The organism is Gordonia phosphorivorans (assembly GCF_042432625.1).
In the GTDB taxonomy this organism is placed as follows: domain Bacteria; phylum Actinomycetota; class Actinomycetes; order Mycobacteriales; family Mycobacteriaceae; genus Gordonia; species Gordonia phosphorivorans.
This window is the reverse complement of record NZ_JBHLWV010000053.1, coordinates 1-16,262: the sequence shown is the minus strand read 5'-3', so window position 1 is coordinate 16,262 and position 16,262 is coordinate 1. Positions and strand designations below refer to the sequence as shown.

Annotated in this window: 15 protein-coding genes; 10 read left to right on the top strand and 5 right to left on the bottom strand. The window is 69.1% G+C overall.

Going from position 1 to position 16,262, the window contains the following annotated elements:
• The 4 genes from ACFFJD_RS16985 to disA all read left to right on the top strand — a co-directional run.
• The coding region (locus ACFFJD_RS16985) for a hypothetical protein (RefSeq protein ID WP_382366324.1) at positions 1 to 279 on the top strand (279 nt) is incomplete at its 5' end.
• Between the two features lie 33 nt (positions 280 to 312).
• The gene (locus tag ACFFJD_RS16980; protein ID WP_382366322.1) at positions 313 to 945 is read left to right on the top strand and encodes a hypothetical protein; all 633 of its coding nucleotides are present in this window, start codon (positions 313 to 315) and stop codon (positions 943 to 945) included.
• A 55-nt stretch (positions 946 to 1,000) separates the two neighbouring features.
• Complete coding sequence (locus ACFFJD_RS16975) at positions 1,001 to 2,008, top strand: alpha/beta hydrolase (RefSeq protein WP_382366320.1); 1,008 nt, start codon at positions 1,001 to 1,003, stop codon at positions 2,006 to 2,008.
• Between the two features lie 146 nt (positions 2,009 to 2,154).
• Positions 2,155 to 3,237, top strand: coding sequence for a DNA integrity scanning diadenylate cyclase DisA (gene disA, locus ACFFJD_RS16970; protein ID WP_382366317.1), 1,083 nt, complete (start codon positions 2,155 to 2,157; stop codon positions 3,235 to 3,237).
• A 24-nt stretch (positions 3,238 to 3,261) separates the two neighbouring features.
• Here disA and ACFFJD_RS16965 read toward each other — a convergent pair whose 3' ends face one another.
• Both ACFFJD_RS16965 and ACFFJD_RS16960 read right to left on the bottom strand, forming a co-directional pair.
• On the bottom strand, positions 3,262 to 3,981 hold the full coding sequence (locus tag ACFFJD_RS16965; RefSeq protein WP_382366315.1) for a hypothetical protein: 720 nt from the start codon (positions 3,979 to 3,981) through the stop codon (positions 3,262 to 3,264).
• 88 nt (positions 3,982 to 4,069) lie between these two features.
• Positions 4,070 to 4,696 (bottom strand): carbonic anhydrase, encoded by a 627-nt coding sequence (locus ACFFJD_RS16960; RefSeq protein ID WP_382366313.1) that lies wholly within the window; start codon positions 4,694 to 4,696, stop codon positions 4,070 to 4,072.
• A gap of 47 nt (positions 4,697 to 4,743) precedes the next feature.
• Here ACFFJD_RS16960 and ACFFJD_RS16955 point away from each other — a divergent pair, with 47 nt between their 5' ends.
• Entirely contained in the window at positions 4,744 to 5,655 is a 912-nt protein-coding gene (locus tag ACFFJD_RS16955) for an iron-sulfur binding domain-containing protein (protein WP_382366311.1), read from the top strand.
• Between the two features lie 145 nt (positions 5,656 to 5,800).
• Positions 5,801 to 7,501, top strand: coding sequence for an HNH endonuclease signature motif containing protein (locus ACFFJD_RS16950; RefSeq protein ID WP_382366309.1), 1,701 nt, complete (start codon positions 5,801 to 5,803; stop codon positions 7,499 to 7,501).
• On the opposite strand, the gene ACFFJD_RS16945 is transcribed toward ACFFJD_RS16950, so the two are convergent.
• From ACFFJD_RS16945 to purB, 3 genes are read right to left on the bottom strand one after another with little or no spacing between them, the layout of a single operon-like run.
• Positions 7,498 to 9,636 carry a S9 family peptidase gene (locus ACFFJD_RS16945; protein ID WP_382366307.1) on the bottom strand — a complete coding sequence of 713 codons (2,139 nt, stop codon included), beginning with the start codon at positions 9,634 to 9,636 and terminating at the stop codon, positions 7,498 to 7,500. The genes ACFFJD_RS16950 and ACFFJD_RS16945 overlap by 4 nt on opposite strands.
• A gap of 46 nt (positions 9,637 to 9,682) precedes the next feature.
• Positions 9,683 to 10,579: a phosphoribosylaminoimidazolesuccinocarboxamide synthase gene (locus ACFFJD_RS16940; protein ID WP_382366305.1), complete on the bottom strand. Its 897-nt coding sequence runs from the start codon at positions 10,577 to 10,579 to the stop codon at positions 9,683 to 9,685.
• 39 nt (positions 10,580 to 10,618) lie between these two features.
• Positions 10,619 to 12,046: an adenylosuccinate lyase gene (gene purB, locus ACFFJD_RS16935; protein ID WP_382366303.1), complete on the bottom strand. Its 1,428-nt coding sequence runs from the start codon at positions 12,044 to 12,046 to the stop codon at positions 10,619 to 10,621.
• Between the two features lie 146 nt (positions 12,047 to 12,192).
• Between purB and ACFFJD_RS16930 the strand changes: the two genes are divergently transcribed.
• The 4 genes from ACFFJD_RS16930 to ACFFJD_RS16915 all read left to right on the top strand — a co-directional run bounded on the left by ACFFJD_RS16930 (position 12,193) and on the right by ACFFJD_RS16915 (position 16,088).
• Positions 12,193 to 14,379, top strand: a complete 2,187-nt coding sequence (locus ACFFJD_RS16930) for an MMPL family transporter (RefSeq protein WP_382366301.1) — start codon at positions 12,193 to 12,195, stop codon at positions 14,377 to 14,379.
• A gap of 64 nt (positions 14,380 to 14,443) precedes the next feature.
• Positions 14,444 to 14,716: a metal-sensitive transcriptional regulator gene (locus ACFFJD_RS16925; RefSeq protein WP_382366328.1), complete on the top strand. Its 273-nt coding sequence runs from the start codon at positions 14,444 to 14,446 to the stop codon at positions 14,714 to 14,716.
• Positions 14,717 to 14,769: 53 nt separating this feature from the next.
• Complete coding sequence (locus ACFFJD_RS16920; RefSeq protein WP_382366299.1) at positions 14,770 to 15,165, top strand: DUF302 domain-containing protein; 396 nt, start codon at positions 14,770 to 14,772, stop codon at positions 15,163 to 15,165.
• A gap of 71 nt (positions 15,166 to 15,236) precedes the next feature.
• Positions 15,237 to 16,088, top strand: a complete 852-nt coding sequence (locus ACFFJD_RS16915; protein ID WP_382366326.1) for an alpha/beta hydrolase — start codon at positions 15,237 to 15,239, stop codon at positions 16,086 to 16,088.
• Positions 16,089 to 16,262: the final 174 nt, after the last annotated feature.

The following is a 16,262-nucleotide window of genomic DNA, read 5'->3' as shown; positions in this document are numbered from 1 at the left end:
GCCAAGCCCACCGGCGGCGGCGACAACGGCGGCGGAGACAACGGCGGCGGGAACAACGGCGGCGGAGACAACGGCAGCGGAGACAACGGCAGCGGAGACAACGGCGGCGGAGACAACGGCGGCGGAGACAACGGCAGCGGAGACAACGGCAGCGGAGACAACGGCGGCGGAGACAACGGCAGCGGAGACAACGGCGGCGGAGACAACGGCGGCGGAGACAACGGCGGCGCTGGCAACAGCGGCAGCCTCGGCAATATCTTTGGCAATCTCTTCGGCTGACCAGCAGCTACTGACTCACAGGAGACTTCAGCAATGAACAACACCCTTCGCACGCGCATGGCCGGTGGCCTCACCACCGCCGCAGGCGCCGCATTCGCCCTCACCCTCGCCGCAGGCTCCGCTACCGCAGCCGGTAGCTACGCCTCGTGGGAATTCGACGACAAGGGAGCGATGGGAACCTGGACGTTCACTATGAGCGTCTCTGACCCCACCCCCAACGTCGGCGACGAGATCATCATCACCAACTCGATGGCTCACACAAAGATCGATCGCTACATATACAAGGTCAAGCAGGTTGTCCCTCAGTGCCTTGAACTTGTCGATGCGACCAGTTCCAACACCATCGCCAGCACCGACAACAACACCGGAAAAGCGGACTCCAATGTCGTCGTGAACGCACCCGGAGGAGGATGGCGTATCGCCGGCGACTCCAAGAACCCGGTGACGGTCAGCGTGACCTACAAGGTGACGAACGCCTGCGCCATTGGCAAGCAGCAAGACGCTGTCATGCATATCAGCGGACTCGGCACCAACATCGGCGAACAGAACTTCGACGATCACCCCGTCTCCTTCACCGTGTCTAAGGGCTCCGGCAGCATCGGCGGCGGCAACGGTGGCGGATCCGGCAGTTTGGACACCGGAAGCCTCGACGCCTTCCTACCCTGATACGAATTGACGTCACCGGCGTCGACCACAGCATTGAAGTAAGAAAGCGAAGCACATGAAGTTCACTCGTTCAGCCCGCGCCCTAGTGGCGGCGGCTGCGGCCATCGCGATCGGCGTCGGCACCCCGGCTGGGGTCGCCTCCGCCGATCCGGCAGCCGGCGAGTCCCGCGTCACCGGCAGCAGCGACTACGGCCCCCAGCGCGAGCTGGTGACCGTGTACTCGGCGTCGATGGGGCGCACCATTCCGCTCGACGTGCTGCGTCCCGCGGACCGCTCCAAGCCGGCGCCGGTGTTCTACCTGCTCAACGGAGCGGGCGGCGGTGAAGACACTGCCAGCTGGGCCAACCGGACCAACTACCAGGACTTCTTCGCCAACAAGCACGTCAACGTGGTGACACCGCTCAAGGGCGCGTTCTCTTACTACACCGACTGGCAGAAGGCCGACCCGGTGCTGGGAGTTCAGAAATGGCAGACGTTCCTCACCAAGGAACTGCCGCCGGTGATGGACGCCTACCTCAAGTCCAACGGCAAGAACGCCGTGGCGGGCATCTCGATGGCCGGCACCACCGTGCTGAACCTCGCGATCGCCGCACCGAAGCTGTACACCATGGCAGCGTCGTACAGCGGCTGCGCCCGCACCAGCGATCCCCTCGGCGAGCGGTACATCCGCACCGTCATCGAGGACCGCGGCAAGGCCGACGCCCGCAACATGTGGGGCGCCTACGGTGGTCCGGGCTGGCGCAAGAACGACCCGTACCTCAACGCGTCCAAGCTGCGCGGCACCAAGATCTACCTGTCGTCCAACAGCGGCCTGCCCGGTCAGGACGAGTCGGTAGACGTGGGCAGCAGCGTCGGTGAGGGCGTCGCCCTGGCCGACCGCGTGATCCTCGGCGGCGGCATCGAGGCCGTCACCAACGTCTGCACCCAGCAGATGGCGGAGAAGCTGCGCTCGCTGAACATCCCGGCGACCGTCGTGATCCGGCCCACCGGCACCCACTCGTGGGGCTACTGGGAGCGCGAACTGCACGCCTCCTGGCCTGCCATCGCCCGCTCGCTGAAGTAGGCGTCGCAGCACCCAGCAACACCACCCGACAGCGTGGGTCCGAGTCTCGGACCCACGCTGTCGGGCATCGAGGGGACGGGCACGGCCACCACGGGTATTAGGCTGCTAGAGCAGGCCCGCGACGCAAGAACGGAAACCCCACACACATGATCACCGAACCCACGTCCGAGCAGGTGCGCTCCACGCTGCGCCGAGTGGCGCCCGGCACCGGGCTGCGCGACGGCCTCGAGCGGATCCTGCGCGGCGGCACCGGCGCGCTGATACTGCTCGGCTACGACGAAGCCACCGAACGGATCTGCGACGGCGGCTTCCACCTCGACGTCGCTTTCGCCCCCACCCGACTGCGGGAGCTGGCCAAGATGGACGGCGCCGTGGTGCTCTCCGACGACGGCACCCGCATCCTGCGGGCCAACGTCCAGCTGATGCCCGACCCGTCCATCCCGACCGCCGAGTCGGGCACCCGGCACCGCGCCGCCGAACGCACCGCGATCCAGACCGGCACCCCGACCATCTCGGTGAGCGCCTCCATGTCGATCGTGAGCCTGTACGTCGACGGCGTGCGCCGCGTGGTGGAGAACCCCGACGGGCTGCTCTCGCGCGCCAACGTCGCCCTGGCCACCCTGGAGCGCTACAAGGCCCGCCTCGACGAGGTGAGCGCCCAGCTCTCGCGTGCGGAGATCGAAGACTATGTGCTGCTGCGCGATGCGTGCAGCGCCGCCCAGCGCATGGAGATGGTGCGCCGGGTGGGCGTGGAGATCGAAGAGTACGTGCTGGAACTCGGCGTGTACGGGCGGCAGGTGTCGCTGCAGCTGGAAGAACTGATCAGCGACAACGACATAATGCGCGAACTGCTGGTGCGCGACTACCACTCGGCGCCCGAGGCGGCCAGCACCGAGCAGGTGCGGCAGATCCTCGACGCGCTGGAGAACCTCTCCAACGCCGATCTGCTGGACCTCACCCTGGTGGCCGGCGCATTCGGCTACCCGTCGACCATCGAGGCCCAAGACCTGCCGATGAGCCCCCGCGGCTACCGCCTGCTGGCGCGCATCTCGCGCCTGCAGTTCGGGCACATCGACCGGTTGGTCCGCGAGTTCGGCACCCTGCAGTCGTTGCTGGCCTCGAGCGCCGCCGACCTGCAGGCCGTCGAAGGTATCGGCTCCATCTGGGCCCGGCACATCCGCGAGGGTCTGTCCCGACTGGCCGAGGCCAGCCTGGAACGCTTCGACTAGGCGGCGTCGACTGCTGGGGCCCGGCTACTGCTGGGGCGGGGCGATCACGTTGAACGTGATCGGCGCCGACTCCTTGACGCCGACCGTGGCGATGGCCTGGTAGGCGCCCACCGGGATGGCCACGCGGGGCTTCTCGCACCCGGGGCTGCTGGTGGTGCCCGACCAAGTGATCTTGTCCGAGACCTGCTGCCCCGGTGCCAGCACCTGCACGTTGACGGTCTTGTCGGGCGCGCAGTCCTGCGCCGCCCACAGGGTCCGGGTGCCGTCGAGCGAGCGGACCACCACGTTCTGCGAGGCCTTGCCGACGTCGCGCGAGCACGGTGCCAGGCCGCCGTTGGTCACCACCACGGTGAAGACCGGCTGGTCACCCTTGGTGTACGTGGGCTTGTCGGTGTACAGCACCACCGAGAGCGTCTGATCGGTGCACGGCGCCACCTCGGCCCCCTCCGCGGGGGCGGGCAGCGGAGCCTCAGTACCCGAGGCCGGGGTCGGCTCGGACGCCTTGGGCGCCGGGGCCGATCCCTGATTGTCCTGCTCGCCGGACTTCGGCGCCTCCGACGGTGCGGCCGCCTCGGTGGACGAGGTGGCCGCGGCGTTGGTGGCGCCGGGCTCGTCGTTCCCACCGGAACTGGCCCAGATGATCAGGGCGATGACCAACGCGAGGGCCACCACCGCGGCCGCGACGGCGAGCAGCCGACGCTTCCAGTACACCTCGTCAGGCAATGGTCCCTGTGGTTCGATCACGCCTGCCACGGTATCGCCGCACGCCAAGGGCAGCGCCCACCCGGGGCGGCGTGTCGCGACATGGGCCGCCCATCACAGCGATTCGACGCTAGGCGACCGTCTCGCCGATGTCACCGATCACGCTGGACAGCGTGGCCGCGCCGTCGCTCAGGTGGTAGTTCAAGCCGATCACCGCGAGCGTGCCCTCGGCCACCCGGTCGGCGATGATGCGGCTGCGCTCCACTAGCAGCTTGCCGGTCTCGGTCACGTGCCGCTGCTCGAACTCGTCCACGCGCGTCAGCCCCTCGCGGCGGCCGACGATCATGCTCGGCAGCACCCGCTCCACGATGCTGCGGATGTAGCCGGGCGGCAGCTCGTTCGCGTCCAGGGCGCGCAGCGAGGCCGCGATCGCCCCGCAGCTGTCGTGGCCGAGGACCACGATCAGCGGGGTGTTGAGGAGCTCGACGGAGAACTCGATGGAACCGAGGACCGACGAGTCGATCACGTGACCGGCGGTGCGGACCACGAACATGTCGCCGAGGCCCTGATCGAAGATCACCTCGGCGGCCACCCGCGAGTCGCCGCAACCGAACAGCACCACGTGCGGTGTCTGGCCGTTGATCAGCTCCGCACGATCGGCGATACCCTGGCTCGGATGCTTCGCCTCATCTCGCACGAAGCGCTCATTGCCCGACTTGATGAGTTGCCAGGCCTGCGTGGGAGTGAGATCTTTCATGCTTCTAGTGTTACACCTCACCGCCTGGGAAGGATTCGTGCGGGTTCATGCATTCGGACATTCTGGTCTGGTTCGACGACGCCCGGCGTGACCTGCCGTGGCGCGATCCGGAGATCACCGGCTGGCACGTACTGATCAGCGAGATCATGCTGCAGCAGACCCCGGTGGCGCGCGTGGTGGACCCGTGGCAGGAGTGGGTGCGGCGGTGGCCGGTGCCCTCCGCGATGGCCGCCGAACCGGCCGGCGAGGTGCTGCGCGCCTGGGGCAAACTCGGCTATCCGCGCCGCGCGCTCCGGCTGCACGACTGCGCCAAAGTCCTTGCCGCCCAACATGATGACCGGGTACCCGACGACGTCGACGTGCTCCTGGGACTGCCCGGCGTCGGCGACTACACCGCACGCGCGGTGGCCTGCTTCGCGTACGGCCAGGCGGTCCCGGTGGTGGACACCAATGTGCGGCGGGTGATCGCCCGCGCGGTGCACGGGCAGGAGCAGCCGGGCAATCCGTCGCGCCGGGATCTGGCCGACGCCGAAGCACTGCTGCCGCGCGACGACGACGGCGCACCCACCGCCGCGGCCCCGATCTTCTCGGCCGCGCTCATGGAACTGGGCGCGCTGGTGTGCACGGCACGCAACCCCGCGTGCGAGCAGTGCCCGATCGTCGACCGCTGCCGCTGGGTGGCGCGCGGCCGGCCGTCGTACAGCGGACCGCCGCGACGCACCCAGAAGTACGAGGGCACCGACCGGCAGGCTCGCGGCAAGCTGCTCGACGTGCTGCGCGCCAGCTCAGCCCCGGTGGAACGCGCCGCCCTCGACATCGCCTGGACCCGCGACCCCGGTCAGCGCGACCGGGCCCTGGACTCCCTGCTCACCGACGGCCTCATCGAGGTGACGCCGGCCGGACTGTTCGCCCTCCCCGGCGAATACGCCGACGCCGCGGATCAGGCAGTCACGGACTGAGCCTCGAAATCTCCTTCACGAATGCGGGCCGCGAGCGCCCGTTCTTGTCGGTGGTCGGGCATATCATGGTTCTAGAACATCCGAACGAGACGACAGTGCGTTAGCTCGCTCGAAGGCGCCAGCTCGCTTGGGGAGGTGAGTAGCCATGGCACAGCGAACCGCGTCGATGTGGCCCGACGCCGACCTGACCGGCTGCGGTCTTCCCGGTCCCGGCACCGACCTCACGAACATGCCCACCGCGTGCGTCGTCGGCGCGATCACCGCGACCAAGAACGGCCACTGCTTCCTCGACTGGCAACTGTTTCAGTTCGCGCTCTCCATGCACTCCCGCGTCTGCGCCTCGACGAGCAATCTCGTCGCGACCCAGAAGTCGCTACTCGACACCGAAGCCCAGACGACGCTGGAACTCCAGATGAGCCTGGAGAGCACCGAGTACGCCGCCGAAGCACTCCTCGCCGACGCCCTCGACGCCCGAGACCGCCTGCCACGCGTGTACGCGACCATGCGCCTGGGCCTGATCGACCGCGACCGCTTCCACCGCATCGCCCACGAAACCCGCCTCGTGGTCGATGAGGCCCTCATGGCCAAGATCGACGCTCTGATCGCGAAAGAGATCCTGGGCGCCCGACGCGGCTACACGTCGATCTCCGTCACCAAGACCGGAGCTTTAGCCCGCCGACTCGTCGCCGAGAACGACCCCGACGCCGCACGCCGCGAACGCGAGAACGCCACCGACGGCCGCAGCCTCGGCCACCAGAGCCTCGCCGCGGGAATGGCGCAACTGTTCCTCACCGCGACAGCCGAAGACGTCCGCCTCGCACGGCAGATGCTCGACGCCGTCATCGCCGGCCGCTGCCCCGACGACCCCCGCACCAAGACTCAAGCGCGCTCGGACGCCGCCATCGCCCTCCTGCAGCGCAAACCGTTCACGTGCGAATGCGACAGCGACGGCTGCACTGCGGCAATCAGCGACGTCGAACTCGACGCCCGCGCGGCCCGCATCGTGGTGCATGTCCTGTGCGATGCGACCACGCTGGAGGGCGGCGACAAGTGCGGCTACCTCGACGGCCACGGCCCGATCTCCGCTGAGCACGTTCGGGAGGTCGCTGCCCGCGGTGACGCCGTCATCCGTCAGCACCGCCTCGATGACCTGCTGGCACCCAACCCTGCGAGTGCCTCCGGCGCGCCCGAGCATCCCGAGGAGGCGGTGCTGCATCGACGAGCACCCCGCCCCGACACCCCGGACGAGCGTCGGGGCGATGACCCACGGCCACCCGCAGAAAACGGTGGCGAACCCGCCTCGGTGATCGCCAAAACCGCTCTTCCGAGCGATCCGTACCGGCCGAATCTGCTCACCGACCTCATCGCACGCTTCCTCTGGGGCACCTGCTCCATCCCCGGCTGCGAACGAGCCGCCTTCGCCTGCGATCTGGACCATGTGGCCGAGTACGACAACGTCCGACCCGACCTCGGCGGGCCCACCTGCCTTTGCAACCTGTTGCCCAAGTGCCGCTACCACCACCTGGTGAAAACAAATCTGGAAGGCTTCGTCGACGACCTCTGGATCGACCAGAACGGGCGCTACCACTCGAGCGTCACCACCCCGATGGGACAGACCGTCGAGGTGCTCGCACCCAACCAGTGGCTGATCCCGCGCCTGGCCGACCTGCGCTGCACGCACCAGCTCGCCGGCCGGCACGCGACCGGAACCACCACCGGCACCGTCGAGGAGGGCCCGCAGCGAACCCGCACCCGCACCGCAGCCAAGCACGCCCGACGTCGTGCCGAACGCAAGGCCAACCACGACCGTCGTTTCGCCGGACTGCCCGACGAACCGCCGTTCTAAGCGGTGTCGACGGCGCCGGACTGAGCCAGCACCCACGACAGCTCGAAGGCCGCCTCTTCCCAGCGGCGGTAGCGGCCCGACGGACCGCCGTGGCCGGAACGCATCTCGGTGCGCAGCAGGATCGGCTTACCCGAGGTGGTGGATTCCTGAAGGCGCGCAGCCCATTTGGCCGCCTCGGTGAACAGCACCCGGGTGTCGTTGAACGAGTTCAGGATCAGCATGGCCGGGTACGGCAGCTCGGCGACGTTCTCGTACGGCGCGTAGCTGCGGATGTAGGAGTACACCTCCGGGTCGTGCAGCGGATCGCCCCACTCGTCCCATTCGATCACCGTCAGCGGCAGCGACGGATCCAGGATGGAGGTGAGCGGATCGACGAACGGCACCGCCGCCAGGATCCCGCCGAACAGCTCCGGCGCCAGGTTGGCCACCGCGCCCATCAGCAGACCGCCGGCCGAGCCGCCGTCGGCCACCATCTGCTCCGGCGTGGTCCACCCGGTGTCCACCAGATGCTGGGCCACCGCCACGAAGTCGGTGAAGGTGTTCTTCTTGGACAGCAGCCTGCCCTGCTCGTACCAGTACCGGCCCATCTCGCCGCCACCGCGGATGTGCGCCGTCGCCAGCGCCATCCCGCGATCGAGCAGCGAGAGCGAGGACACCGAGAAGCCCGGATCGGAACTGATCTCGTAGGCCCCGTACCCGTTGAGCAGCAACGGCATCGGCCCGGTGGCGTCCGCGCGGCGCACGATCGAGATCGGCACCAGGGTGCCGTCCACGGCCGTCGCCCATTCGCGGGTGGCCACGTAGTCGGCGGGGTTGTAGTCGCCGAGTACCGTCGCGCGCTTGAGCAGCGTCCGCTCGCCGGTGGCCACGTCGAGGTCCAGCACCTCGGTGGGATCGACGTAGCTGGTGTAGCCGATGCGCAGGCGCGGGGTGTTCCACTCGGGGTTGCCGCCCAGCCCCACCGAGCACAGCTCCTGTGGGAAGGTCACCGGCACGAAGTCGTCGGCGCCGGGCAGGGTGTCCCGCCCGCGCAGATCGGCGATCGCCAGCTTCGGCAGCGCCGCCTCCCGGTACGACAGCACCAGGTAGTCGGCGAAGCACTCCACGTCCTCGATGCGGTGCGTGGAGCGGTGCCCGATCAGCGGACGACGCCCGGCCGGATCGTTCACCGGCATCACGTCCACGGCGAAGTTCGCCTGACTCTCACCGTCGGCCGACGGCGCGTTGTGCACGATGACGAAGTAGTCCTCGCCGCCGAACTTGGCGTGCTCGGCCGAATACTCGACGCCCGGGGTGCGCCCGGCCAGCGAGGTGAACTCGCCCGTCGGATCGTCCATCGACCGCACGAAGACCTCGGAGGTGTCCTTGGACCCCACCCCGATCATCAGGTAATCCTCGCTCTGGGTGGCGCCGAAGCCCACCCAGAAACGCTCGTCCGGTTCGTAGAACACGCGGGTGTCCGCACCGGCGGCACCCACCTCGTGCCGCCACAGGGTGTCCGGACGCCAGGCGTCGTCGACCGTCAGATAGAACAGATGCCGCGCGTCCTTGGACCAGGTGGCCCCGCCCGCGGTGTCTTCGACGACGTCGTCGAGCAACTCCCCGGTCTCCAGATCCTTGATCCGCAGCGTGTACCGCTCGTCGCCGACGGTGTCGGTGGAGAAGGCCAGCCAGCGACCGTCGTGCGAGATGGAGTACCCGCCGAGCGCGAAGAACTCGTGGCCCTCGGCTTCGGCGTTGCTGTCGAGCAGCACCTCCTCGCCGGGGACCGCGACGTCGGGCGCCACCACCGGCGGCGTCCAGTCGTCCGGGCCGGAAATCGGGCAGCGGCAACGGATCTCGTACGCCATGCCCTCCTGCGTGCGCAGGTAGTACCAGTACTTGCCAGACCGCACCGGCACCGACATGTCGGTCTCCTGGGTACGGGCGCGGATCTCGTCGTAGATGGCGGCGCGCAGGTCGGCCAGCGGCGCGGTCTGCGCCTGCGTGTACGCGTTCTGCGCCTCCAGGTACGCGATCACCTCGGGATCCTCGCGATCGCGCAGCCACTCGTAGTGATCGACGAAGACGTCGCCGTGATGCTCGCGCGACGACGGCACCTTCTTGACGGTGGGCGGCGCGGTCACCTCAGCCATTCCGGTCACCGCAGCCATTCCGGGGACCTCAGGCATTCCGGGAATCTCAGGCATTCTGGGCATCCGGCCAATCGTCGAACGAGAGCTGCGAGATGCGCTCGTACGCCTCGATGTAGCGGGCGCGGGTGCGCGCCACCACGTCGTCGGGCAGCGACGGGGGCGGCACGTCGCCGTGCCGGTCCCAGTTCGCGGCGTCGGAGGTGAGCCAGTTGCGCACGATCTGCTTGTCGAAGCTCGGCTGTACCTTGCCCGGCTCCCAGGTGCCGGCCTCCCAGTAGCGGGACGAGTCCGGCGTGAGCACCTCGTCGGCCAGCACCAGCGAACCGTCGGGCGCCTGCCCGAACTCGAACTTGGTGTCGGCCAGGATGATCCCGCGGTCGAGCGCGAGATCCGAAGCGCGCGAATAGATGTCGAGCGTCAGGTCGCGCAGGGTGCGCGCCAGGTCGTCGCCCACCTGCGCGGCCACTTGCTCGAAGCTCACGTTCTCGTCGTGGTCGCCCAGGTCGGCCTTGGTGGCCGGGGTGAAGATGGGCTGCGGCAGCCGGTCGGCCTCGGTGAGCCCGGGCGCCAGCCGCACGCCGCACACCGAGCCGGTGGCGCGGTAGTCCACCAGACCCGAACCCGTCAAATAGCCGCGGGCCACGCACTCCACCGGCACCATCGGCAGCTTGCGCACCACCATCGACCGGCCCACCAGGTCCGCGGGGATCCGCTCGTCGGTGGGGCCGCCGGCCAGATGGTTCGGCACGGTCAGCTCGTCGAACCAGAAGAAGCTGGCCGCGGTCAGGATGCGCCCCTTGTCGGGGATCGGCGTGTCCAGGATGAAGTCGTACGCCGAGATCCGGTCCGAGGTGACCAACAGCAGGGTGTCGGCGTCGATCTCGTAGATGTCGCGGACCTTGCCGGAGGCGACGTGCCGGTAGTCGGACAGGGCGGGACGCATCGCGCGGGTCTCCTTAGTGCTCACTCGGGGGTGGGCGAGTTACAAGATCGGGGCCGGTCGGTACGCCGCGGCCTCCGGGTCGGCGTCGATCCAGGCCGCGGCCGCCGCGACCACGGCGGTCACCTGGGCGTCGGCGGCACCGGCGAAGGCGGACTTGTCGGCGATCAGCGCGTCGAGCGCCGCGCGGTCCAGCGGCAGCCGGTCGTCGGCGGCCAGGCGATCGAGCAGGTCCGGCTCGCGGCCCTCCTCGCGCATGGCCAGCGCCACCGCGACGGCGTTCTCCTTGATCGCCTCGTGGGCGGTCTCCCGGCCCACACCGGCACGCACCGCGGCCATCAGCACCTTGGTGGTGGCCAGGAACGGCAGGTACCGGTCCAGCTCGTTGGCGATCACCGCCGGGTAGGCGCCGAACTCGTCGAGCACCGTAAGGAAGGTCTCCATCAGCCCGTCGATGGCGAAGAAGGCGTCCGGCAGCGCGACGCGGCGCACCACCGAGCAGAAGACGTCGCCCTCGTTCCACTGCGCACCGGCCAGCTCGCCGGTCATCGACGCGTAGCCGCGCAGGATCACCGCGAGGCCGTTGACGCGCTCGCAGCTGCGGGTGTTCATCTTGTGCGGCATGGCCGAGCTGCCCACCTGGCCGGGCTGGAAGCCCTCGGTGACCAGCTCGTGGCCGGCCATCAGCCGGATGGTGGTGGCCAGCGACGACGGCGCCGCGGCGAGCTGCACCAGCGCCGAGACCACGTCGTAGTCCAGCGAGCGCGGATACACCTGGCCGACGGAGGTCAGCGCGTTGCCGAAGCCTAGATGGGTGGCCACCTTGTTCTCCAGCGCGTCGAGCTTGGCGGCGTCGCCGTCGAGCAGGTCGAGCATGTCCTGGCTGGTGCCCATCGGGCCCTTGATGCCGCGCAGCGGGTAGCGCGCGATCAGTTCGTCGAGGCGGGTGAGCGCCGCCATCAGCTCGTCGGCGGCCGACGCGAAGCGCTTGCCCAGCGTGGTGGCCTGCGCGGCGACGTTGTGGCTGCGGCCGGCCATCACGGTGGACGAATACAGCGCGGCGCGCTCGGTGATCCGGGCCAGCAGGGCCACCGAGTGGCTGCGCACGTAGGTCAGCGAGCTGAGGATCTGCAGCTGCTCCACGTTCTCGGTGAGGTCGCGGCTGGTCATGCCCTTGTGGATCTGCTCGTGCCCGGCGAGGTCGTTGAACTCCTCGATGCGGGCCTTCACGTCGTGCCGGGTGATCCGCTCGCGCTCGGCGATGGCGTCGAGATCCACCTGATCCACCACGCGCTCGTAATCCTCGATGGCGCCCGCGGGGACGTCGATCCCCAGTTCACGCTGGGCCCGCAGGACCGCGATCCAGAGGCGGCGTTCGAGGATGATCTTGTTCCGCGGCGACCAGATCTCGCCGAGATCGGCGGAGGCGTAGCGGCTGGCCAGGACGTTGCTGATGGCAGGTTTTCCCACGTCGGCCATTCTACGACCCGCCCCGCCCCCGGGAAGAATCCTCGCACCCCTCCGCGGGCCCGCCCTTGCACTTTGGATACCCCCATGGGTATATTCGTCGCCAGTTCGTCATACCCCCTGGGGTATCCAAAACCTGAGAGGTCGTCATGAGTACCGACGTCACTACAGATCCGCCGGAGACCACGCCGCCCGACGCGGACGTCGTCAAGCCCGGCCCGCTGGCCCGGCTCGGCACCTGGGCGGGCACCCACCGCCGCTGGATGTTCGCCATCTGGGCCGTCCTGGTGATCGGCCTCGGCGCCGCCGCACCGTCGGTGTTCTCCTCGCTGGCCGGTGCCGGCTGGCAGGCCAACGGCTCCGAATCGGTGCAGGTCCGCGAGCTGGCCCAGGAGCACTTCGGCGGCAACTCGTCGGCCGCGGTGCAGGTGGTCCTGAACTCGCCCGACGGTCCGCTGGACCCGGCCGCGCAGAGCGAGATCCTCACCGAGCTGCGGCAGATCGCCGACAGCGACGACCGCTTCGCCGCCGTCATCGAGCCCCAGCCCGGCATGACCGTCAGCCCGGACGGGCGCACGGCCATCGCCATCATCGGCGCCAACGCGAGCACCGATGACATGGTCAAGGCCGTCGACGACCACAAGGCGCAGATCACCGAGCTGGCCACCGATCAGATCGAGGTCTACCCCACCGGCGCCTCCGCGCTGTGGAGCGACTTCAACAAGGCCAACCACGACGCCATGATCAAGGCCGAGATGATCTCCTGGCCGCTGACGCTGGCGATCATGGTGGTCGCGTTCGGCTCGGTCGTCGCCGCCGGTCTGCCCCTGCTGCTGACCCTGGCCGGCCTGGTGGCCTCCGCGGGCGCCCTGGTGCTGCTCAACGCCGTCACGCCGATCTCGGTGTGGGCGATGAACTTCGCCATGATGTTCGCACTGGCCCTGGGCATCGACTACGCGCTGTTCATGGTGGCGCGGTTCCGCACCGCCTACGCGCAGGCCAAGGAGAAGCACGGTGACAAGGCCGCCGCGCTGACGGCGACCGCCGAGACCATGGACACCGCCGGCAAGGCCATCCTGCTGTCCGGCCTGACCGTCCTGGTGAGCCTGTCCGCGGTCCTGATGGTCCCGGCCCCCGCCGTCCGCACCATGGCCGTGGGCATCATGCTGGCCGTCGCCTTCGTGCTGGCCGCCAGCCTCACCCTGCTGCCGGCCGTGCTGGCCGGCCTGGGCGGCAAGGTCAACGCCGGTTCGCTGCCGTGGGCCAAGAAGAACCAGGACGGCGCGTCGCCGCTGTTCGCCAAGTGGGGCGCGTTCCTGGATCGTCGCCCGTGGGCCCCGGCCATCGTCGCCGTCGGCATCCTGGTCGCCCTGGCCATCCCGGTCTTCGGGATCAAGGTGGCCATGCCGTCGATCGCGGTCGTCCCCGAGGACGCCCCCGTCCGTCAGGGCTACGAGGTGGTCGCCGAGCAGATGGGCCCGGGCGCGCCCGGCATGCTGACCATCGTCGCTCCCGAGGCCGACGCCGTCGCGGTCACCGAGGCCACCGCGGCCAACCCCGACATCGCCGCGGTGATGCCGGCCCAGCCCGCCGGTGACGATTCCGGCCTGGTCCTCATCCAGGCCATGCCGAAGGTGGACCCGTCGGACGAGTCCATGGGCGCCACCGTCGACACCCTGCGTGCCGACCTGCCCGAGTCCGCCCTGGTCGGCGGTCCGGCAGCGGAGAACCTGGACCTGCAGAGCACCCTGAACACCTGGTTCCCGGTGGTCGCGGCCACCATCCTGGCGCTCGGCTTCCTGCTGTTGCTGGTGGCGCTGCGCGCCCCGGTGATCGCACTGCTGGGCACCATCGTGAGCCTGCTGTCCACGGCCGCCGCCTTCGGCGTCGCCAAGCTGATCTTCGGCGACGGCATCGGCGCAGACCTGCTCGGCTTCGACCCGCAGGGCTTCCTGAACGGCTGGGGTCCGGTGTTCTTCTTCGCCATGATCTTCGCGATCGCGATGGACTACACCGTGTTCCTGCTGGCCACCGCCAAGGAGCACTACGAACGGCACGGCGACGCGCGGCGCGCTCAGCGCGACGCGATGGGCCAGTCCGGTCGCATCATCTTCGCCGCGGCCGCGGTGATGGTGGCGGTGTTCTTCTCCTTCGCGCTGGCCGACCCGCTGCCGCCCAAGGAGATGGGCATCATCCTGGGTGTCGCGGTGCTGCTCGACGCGCTGCTCATCCGCCTGATCCTGCTGCCCGCCATCCTGCGGGTCACCGGAGACGGCGCCTGGTGGTGCCCCAAGTGGCTGGACCGGATCCTGCCCAAGATCAGCTTCAAGCACTGAATACCCGCAGGGGCATACAATGGAGACAACAGAAATCTGTGAACAGCAGAGAAAGGGCGTGACCATGTTTGCCGACGAAGAGGCCATCGGCACGATCGTCAACCGTCTGCGCCGCGCGCATGGACAGTTGGCCGGGGTTATCGGCATGATTGAGGACGGCCGGGACTGCAAGGACATCGTCACCCAGCTCGCTGCGGTGTCGCGTGCCCTGGACCGGGCCGGTTTCAAGATCGTGGCGACCGGATTGCGCGAGTGCATGCTCGACGACTCGGACCGCCCCGACGGGGAAAACCTGGACGTGGAACAGTTGGAGAAGCTGTTCCTGGCCCTGGCCTGATCCGGCACCGCCCCGGATCGAGTCGTACCGACACCGAAGACGAAGGAGAAGACATGGAACTCGCACTGGCCACACGCACCACGGGCACGGTTCCCGAGGTCGCTGACCGCGTCCGCGCGGCGCTGTCCGAGCAAGGCTTCGGCGTCCTCACCGAGATCGACATGTCGGCCACGCTCAAGACCAAGATCGACGCCGACATGGAGGACTACCTCATCCTCGGCGCCTGCAATCCGCCCGCGGCCTTCCGTGCCGTGTCGGCGGAGAAGCAGATCGGTCTGCTGCTGCCGTGCAACGTCGTCGTTCGTCGTGACCCCGACGACGCCGACGTGGTCCACGTGGAAGCCATGAACCCTCAGCTCATGGTGACCGTGGTTCCCGGCAACACCGCCCTGGCCGAGGTCGCCGATGAGGTGGCGACCAAGCTGCAGGCTGTGATCGACGCCCTGTGACCGATCCGATCTCCGGACCCACCCGGCGGCGCCTTCTTCTAGGCGCCGCCGGTGTGGCGTCTCTAGCCACCCTGTCCGCCTGCGGCGTCGCGCATACCGCGACCGACTCCGAGGGTCTCGACGGCCGCGGCGGCGACGACGAACTGCCCACCCAGACGCAGGCGCCCAACGCGCCCGGCGGTCCGGAGGTGATCACCGGTTCGTTCAAGTCGGCCAAGATGGCCGGCCGCGAGACCAAGTGGGCCGCCGCGCGCCCGCGCGGGGTCACCGGCACCCTGCCCGTCGTGCTGGTGGCGCACGCACTGAACACCGACGAGAGCACCATCTTCAGCTCGTTCATGGACATGCAGGGCGTGCTGCAGCGCTACGTCGACGCCGGCGGACCGCCGTTCGCGCTGGCCGCCGCCGATGTCGGCCGCAACTACTTCCATCGACGCGCCGACGGGGCCGACGGCGCCGCGATGATGCTCGACGAGTTCCTGCCCATGCTGGGCGACAACGCCGACCTGGACGTGCGCACCGACCGCTTCGGCCTGTACGGCTGGTCGATGGGCGGCTACGGCGCACTCCGCATGGCCGCCATGATCGGCGCCCCGCGGGTGGCCGCGGTGGCCGTCAGCTCCCCCGCCCTGTGGGCCGACCCCACCGCCTACCCGCCGCGTGCCTTCGACTCGTACGAGGACTACCTGGCCAACTCGCTGTTCGGGCAGCAGTCGGCGTTCTCCCGCATCCCGGTGATGATCTCGATCGGCTCGGCCGACCAGTTCTACACCTACACCCGGCAGTGGGCGGCCGAGCTGCGCCCGCCCGCCGCCTTCGGCACCTCTCCCGGCGGCCACACCACCCGCTTCTGGCGGTCGGTGATGCCCGAGCAGGTGGAGTTCCTGGGCCGCAACCTCGCCCTCTCCAGCGCCGCCACCTAACCCTCCCGCGGCGTCGTCGCTCCGCCTCTGACCCGCGTGTCGCGACCCTGGTCCCGCGTCGCATCCGGGGCCCGGAACTTGTCAAGCTGTCTGAGACAGCTGCTTGGTTTGGTTAACAGTTTTGGTGTTGATTCCGGTCGGTCCAGGCAGGGGCGGTGCCTGCGGAGGCCGCCG

Excerpts from the sequence above, each read along its gene's own strand:
- ACFFJD_RS16980 (WP_382366322.1), top strand. The coding sequence starts at position 313 with ATGAACAACACCCTTCGCACGCGCATGGCCGGTGGCCTCACCACCGCC.
- ACFFJD_RS16975 (WP_382366320.1), top strand. The coding sequence starts at position 1,001 with ATGAAGTTCACTCGTTCAGCCCGCGCCCTAGTGGCGGCGGCTGCGGCC.
- disA (WP_382366317.1), top strand. The coding sequence starts at position 2,155 with ATGATCACCGAACCCACGTCCGAGCAGGTGCGCTCCACGCTGCGCCGA.
- ACFFJD_RS16960 (WP_382366313.1), bottom strand. The coding sequence starts at position 4,696 with ATGAAAGATCTCACTCCCACGCAGGCCTGGCAACTCATCAAGTCGGGC.
- ACFFJD_RS16955 (WP_382366311.1), top strand. The coding sequence starts at position 4,744 with ATGCATTCGGACATTCTGGTCTGGTTCGACGACGCCCGGCGTGACCTG.
- ACFFJD_RS16950 (WP_382366309.1), top strand. The coding sequence starts at position 5,801 with ATGGCACAGCGAACCGCGTCGATGTGGCCCGACGCCGACCTGACCGGC.
- ACFFJD_RS16945 (WP_382366307.1), bottom strand. The coding sequence starts at position 9,636 with ATGGCTGAGGTGACCGCGCCGCCCACCGTCAAGAAGGTGCCGTCGTCG.
- ACFFJD_RS16940 (WP_382366305.1), bottom strand. The coding sequence starts at position 10,579 with ATGCGTCCCGCCCTGTCCGACTACCGGCACGTCGCCTCCGGCAAGGTC.
- ACFFJD_RS16930 (WP_382366301.1), top strand. The coding sequence starts at position 12,193 with ATGAGTACCGACGTCACTACAGATCCGCCGGAGACCACGCCGCCCGAC.
- ACFFJD_RS16925 (WP_382366328.1), top strand. The coding sequence starts at position 14,444 with ATGTTTGCCGACGAAGAGGCCATCGGCACGATCGTCAACCGTCTGCGC.
- ACFFJD_RS16920 (WP_382366299.1), top strand. The coding sequence starts at position 14,770 with ATGGAACTCGCACTGGCCACACGCACCACGGGCACGGTTCCCGAGGTC.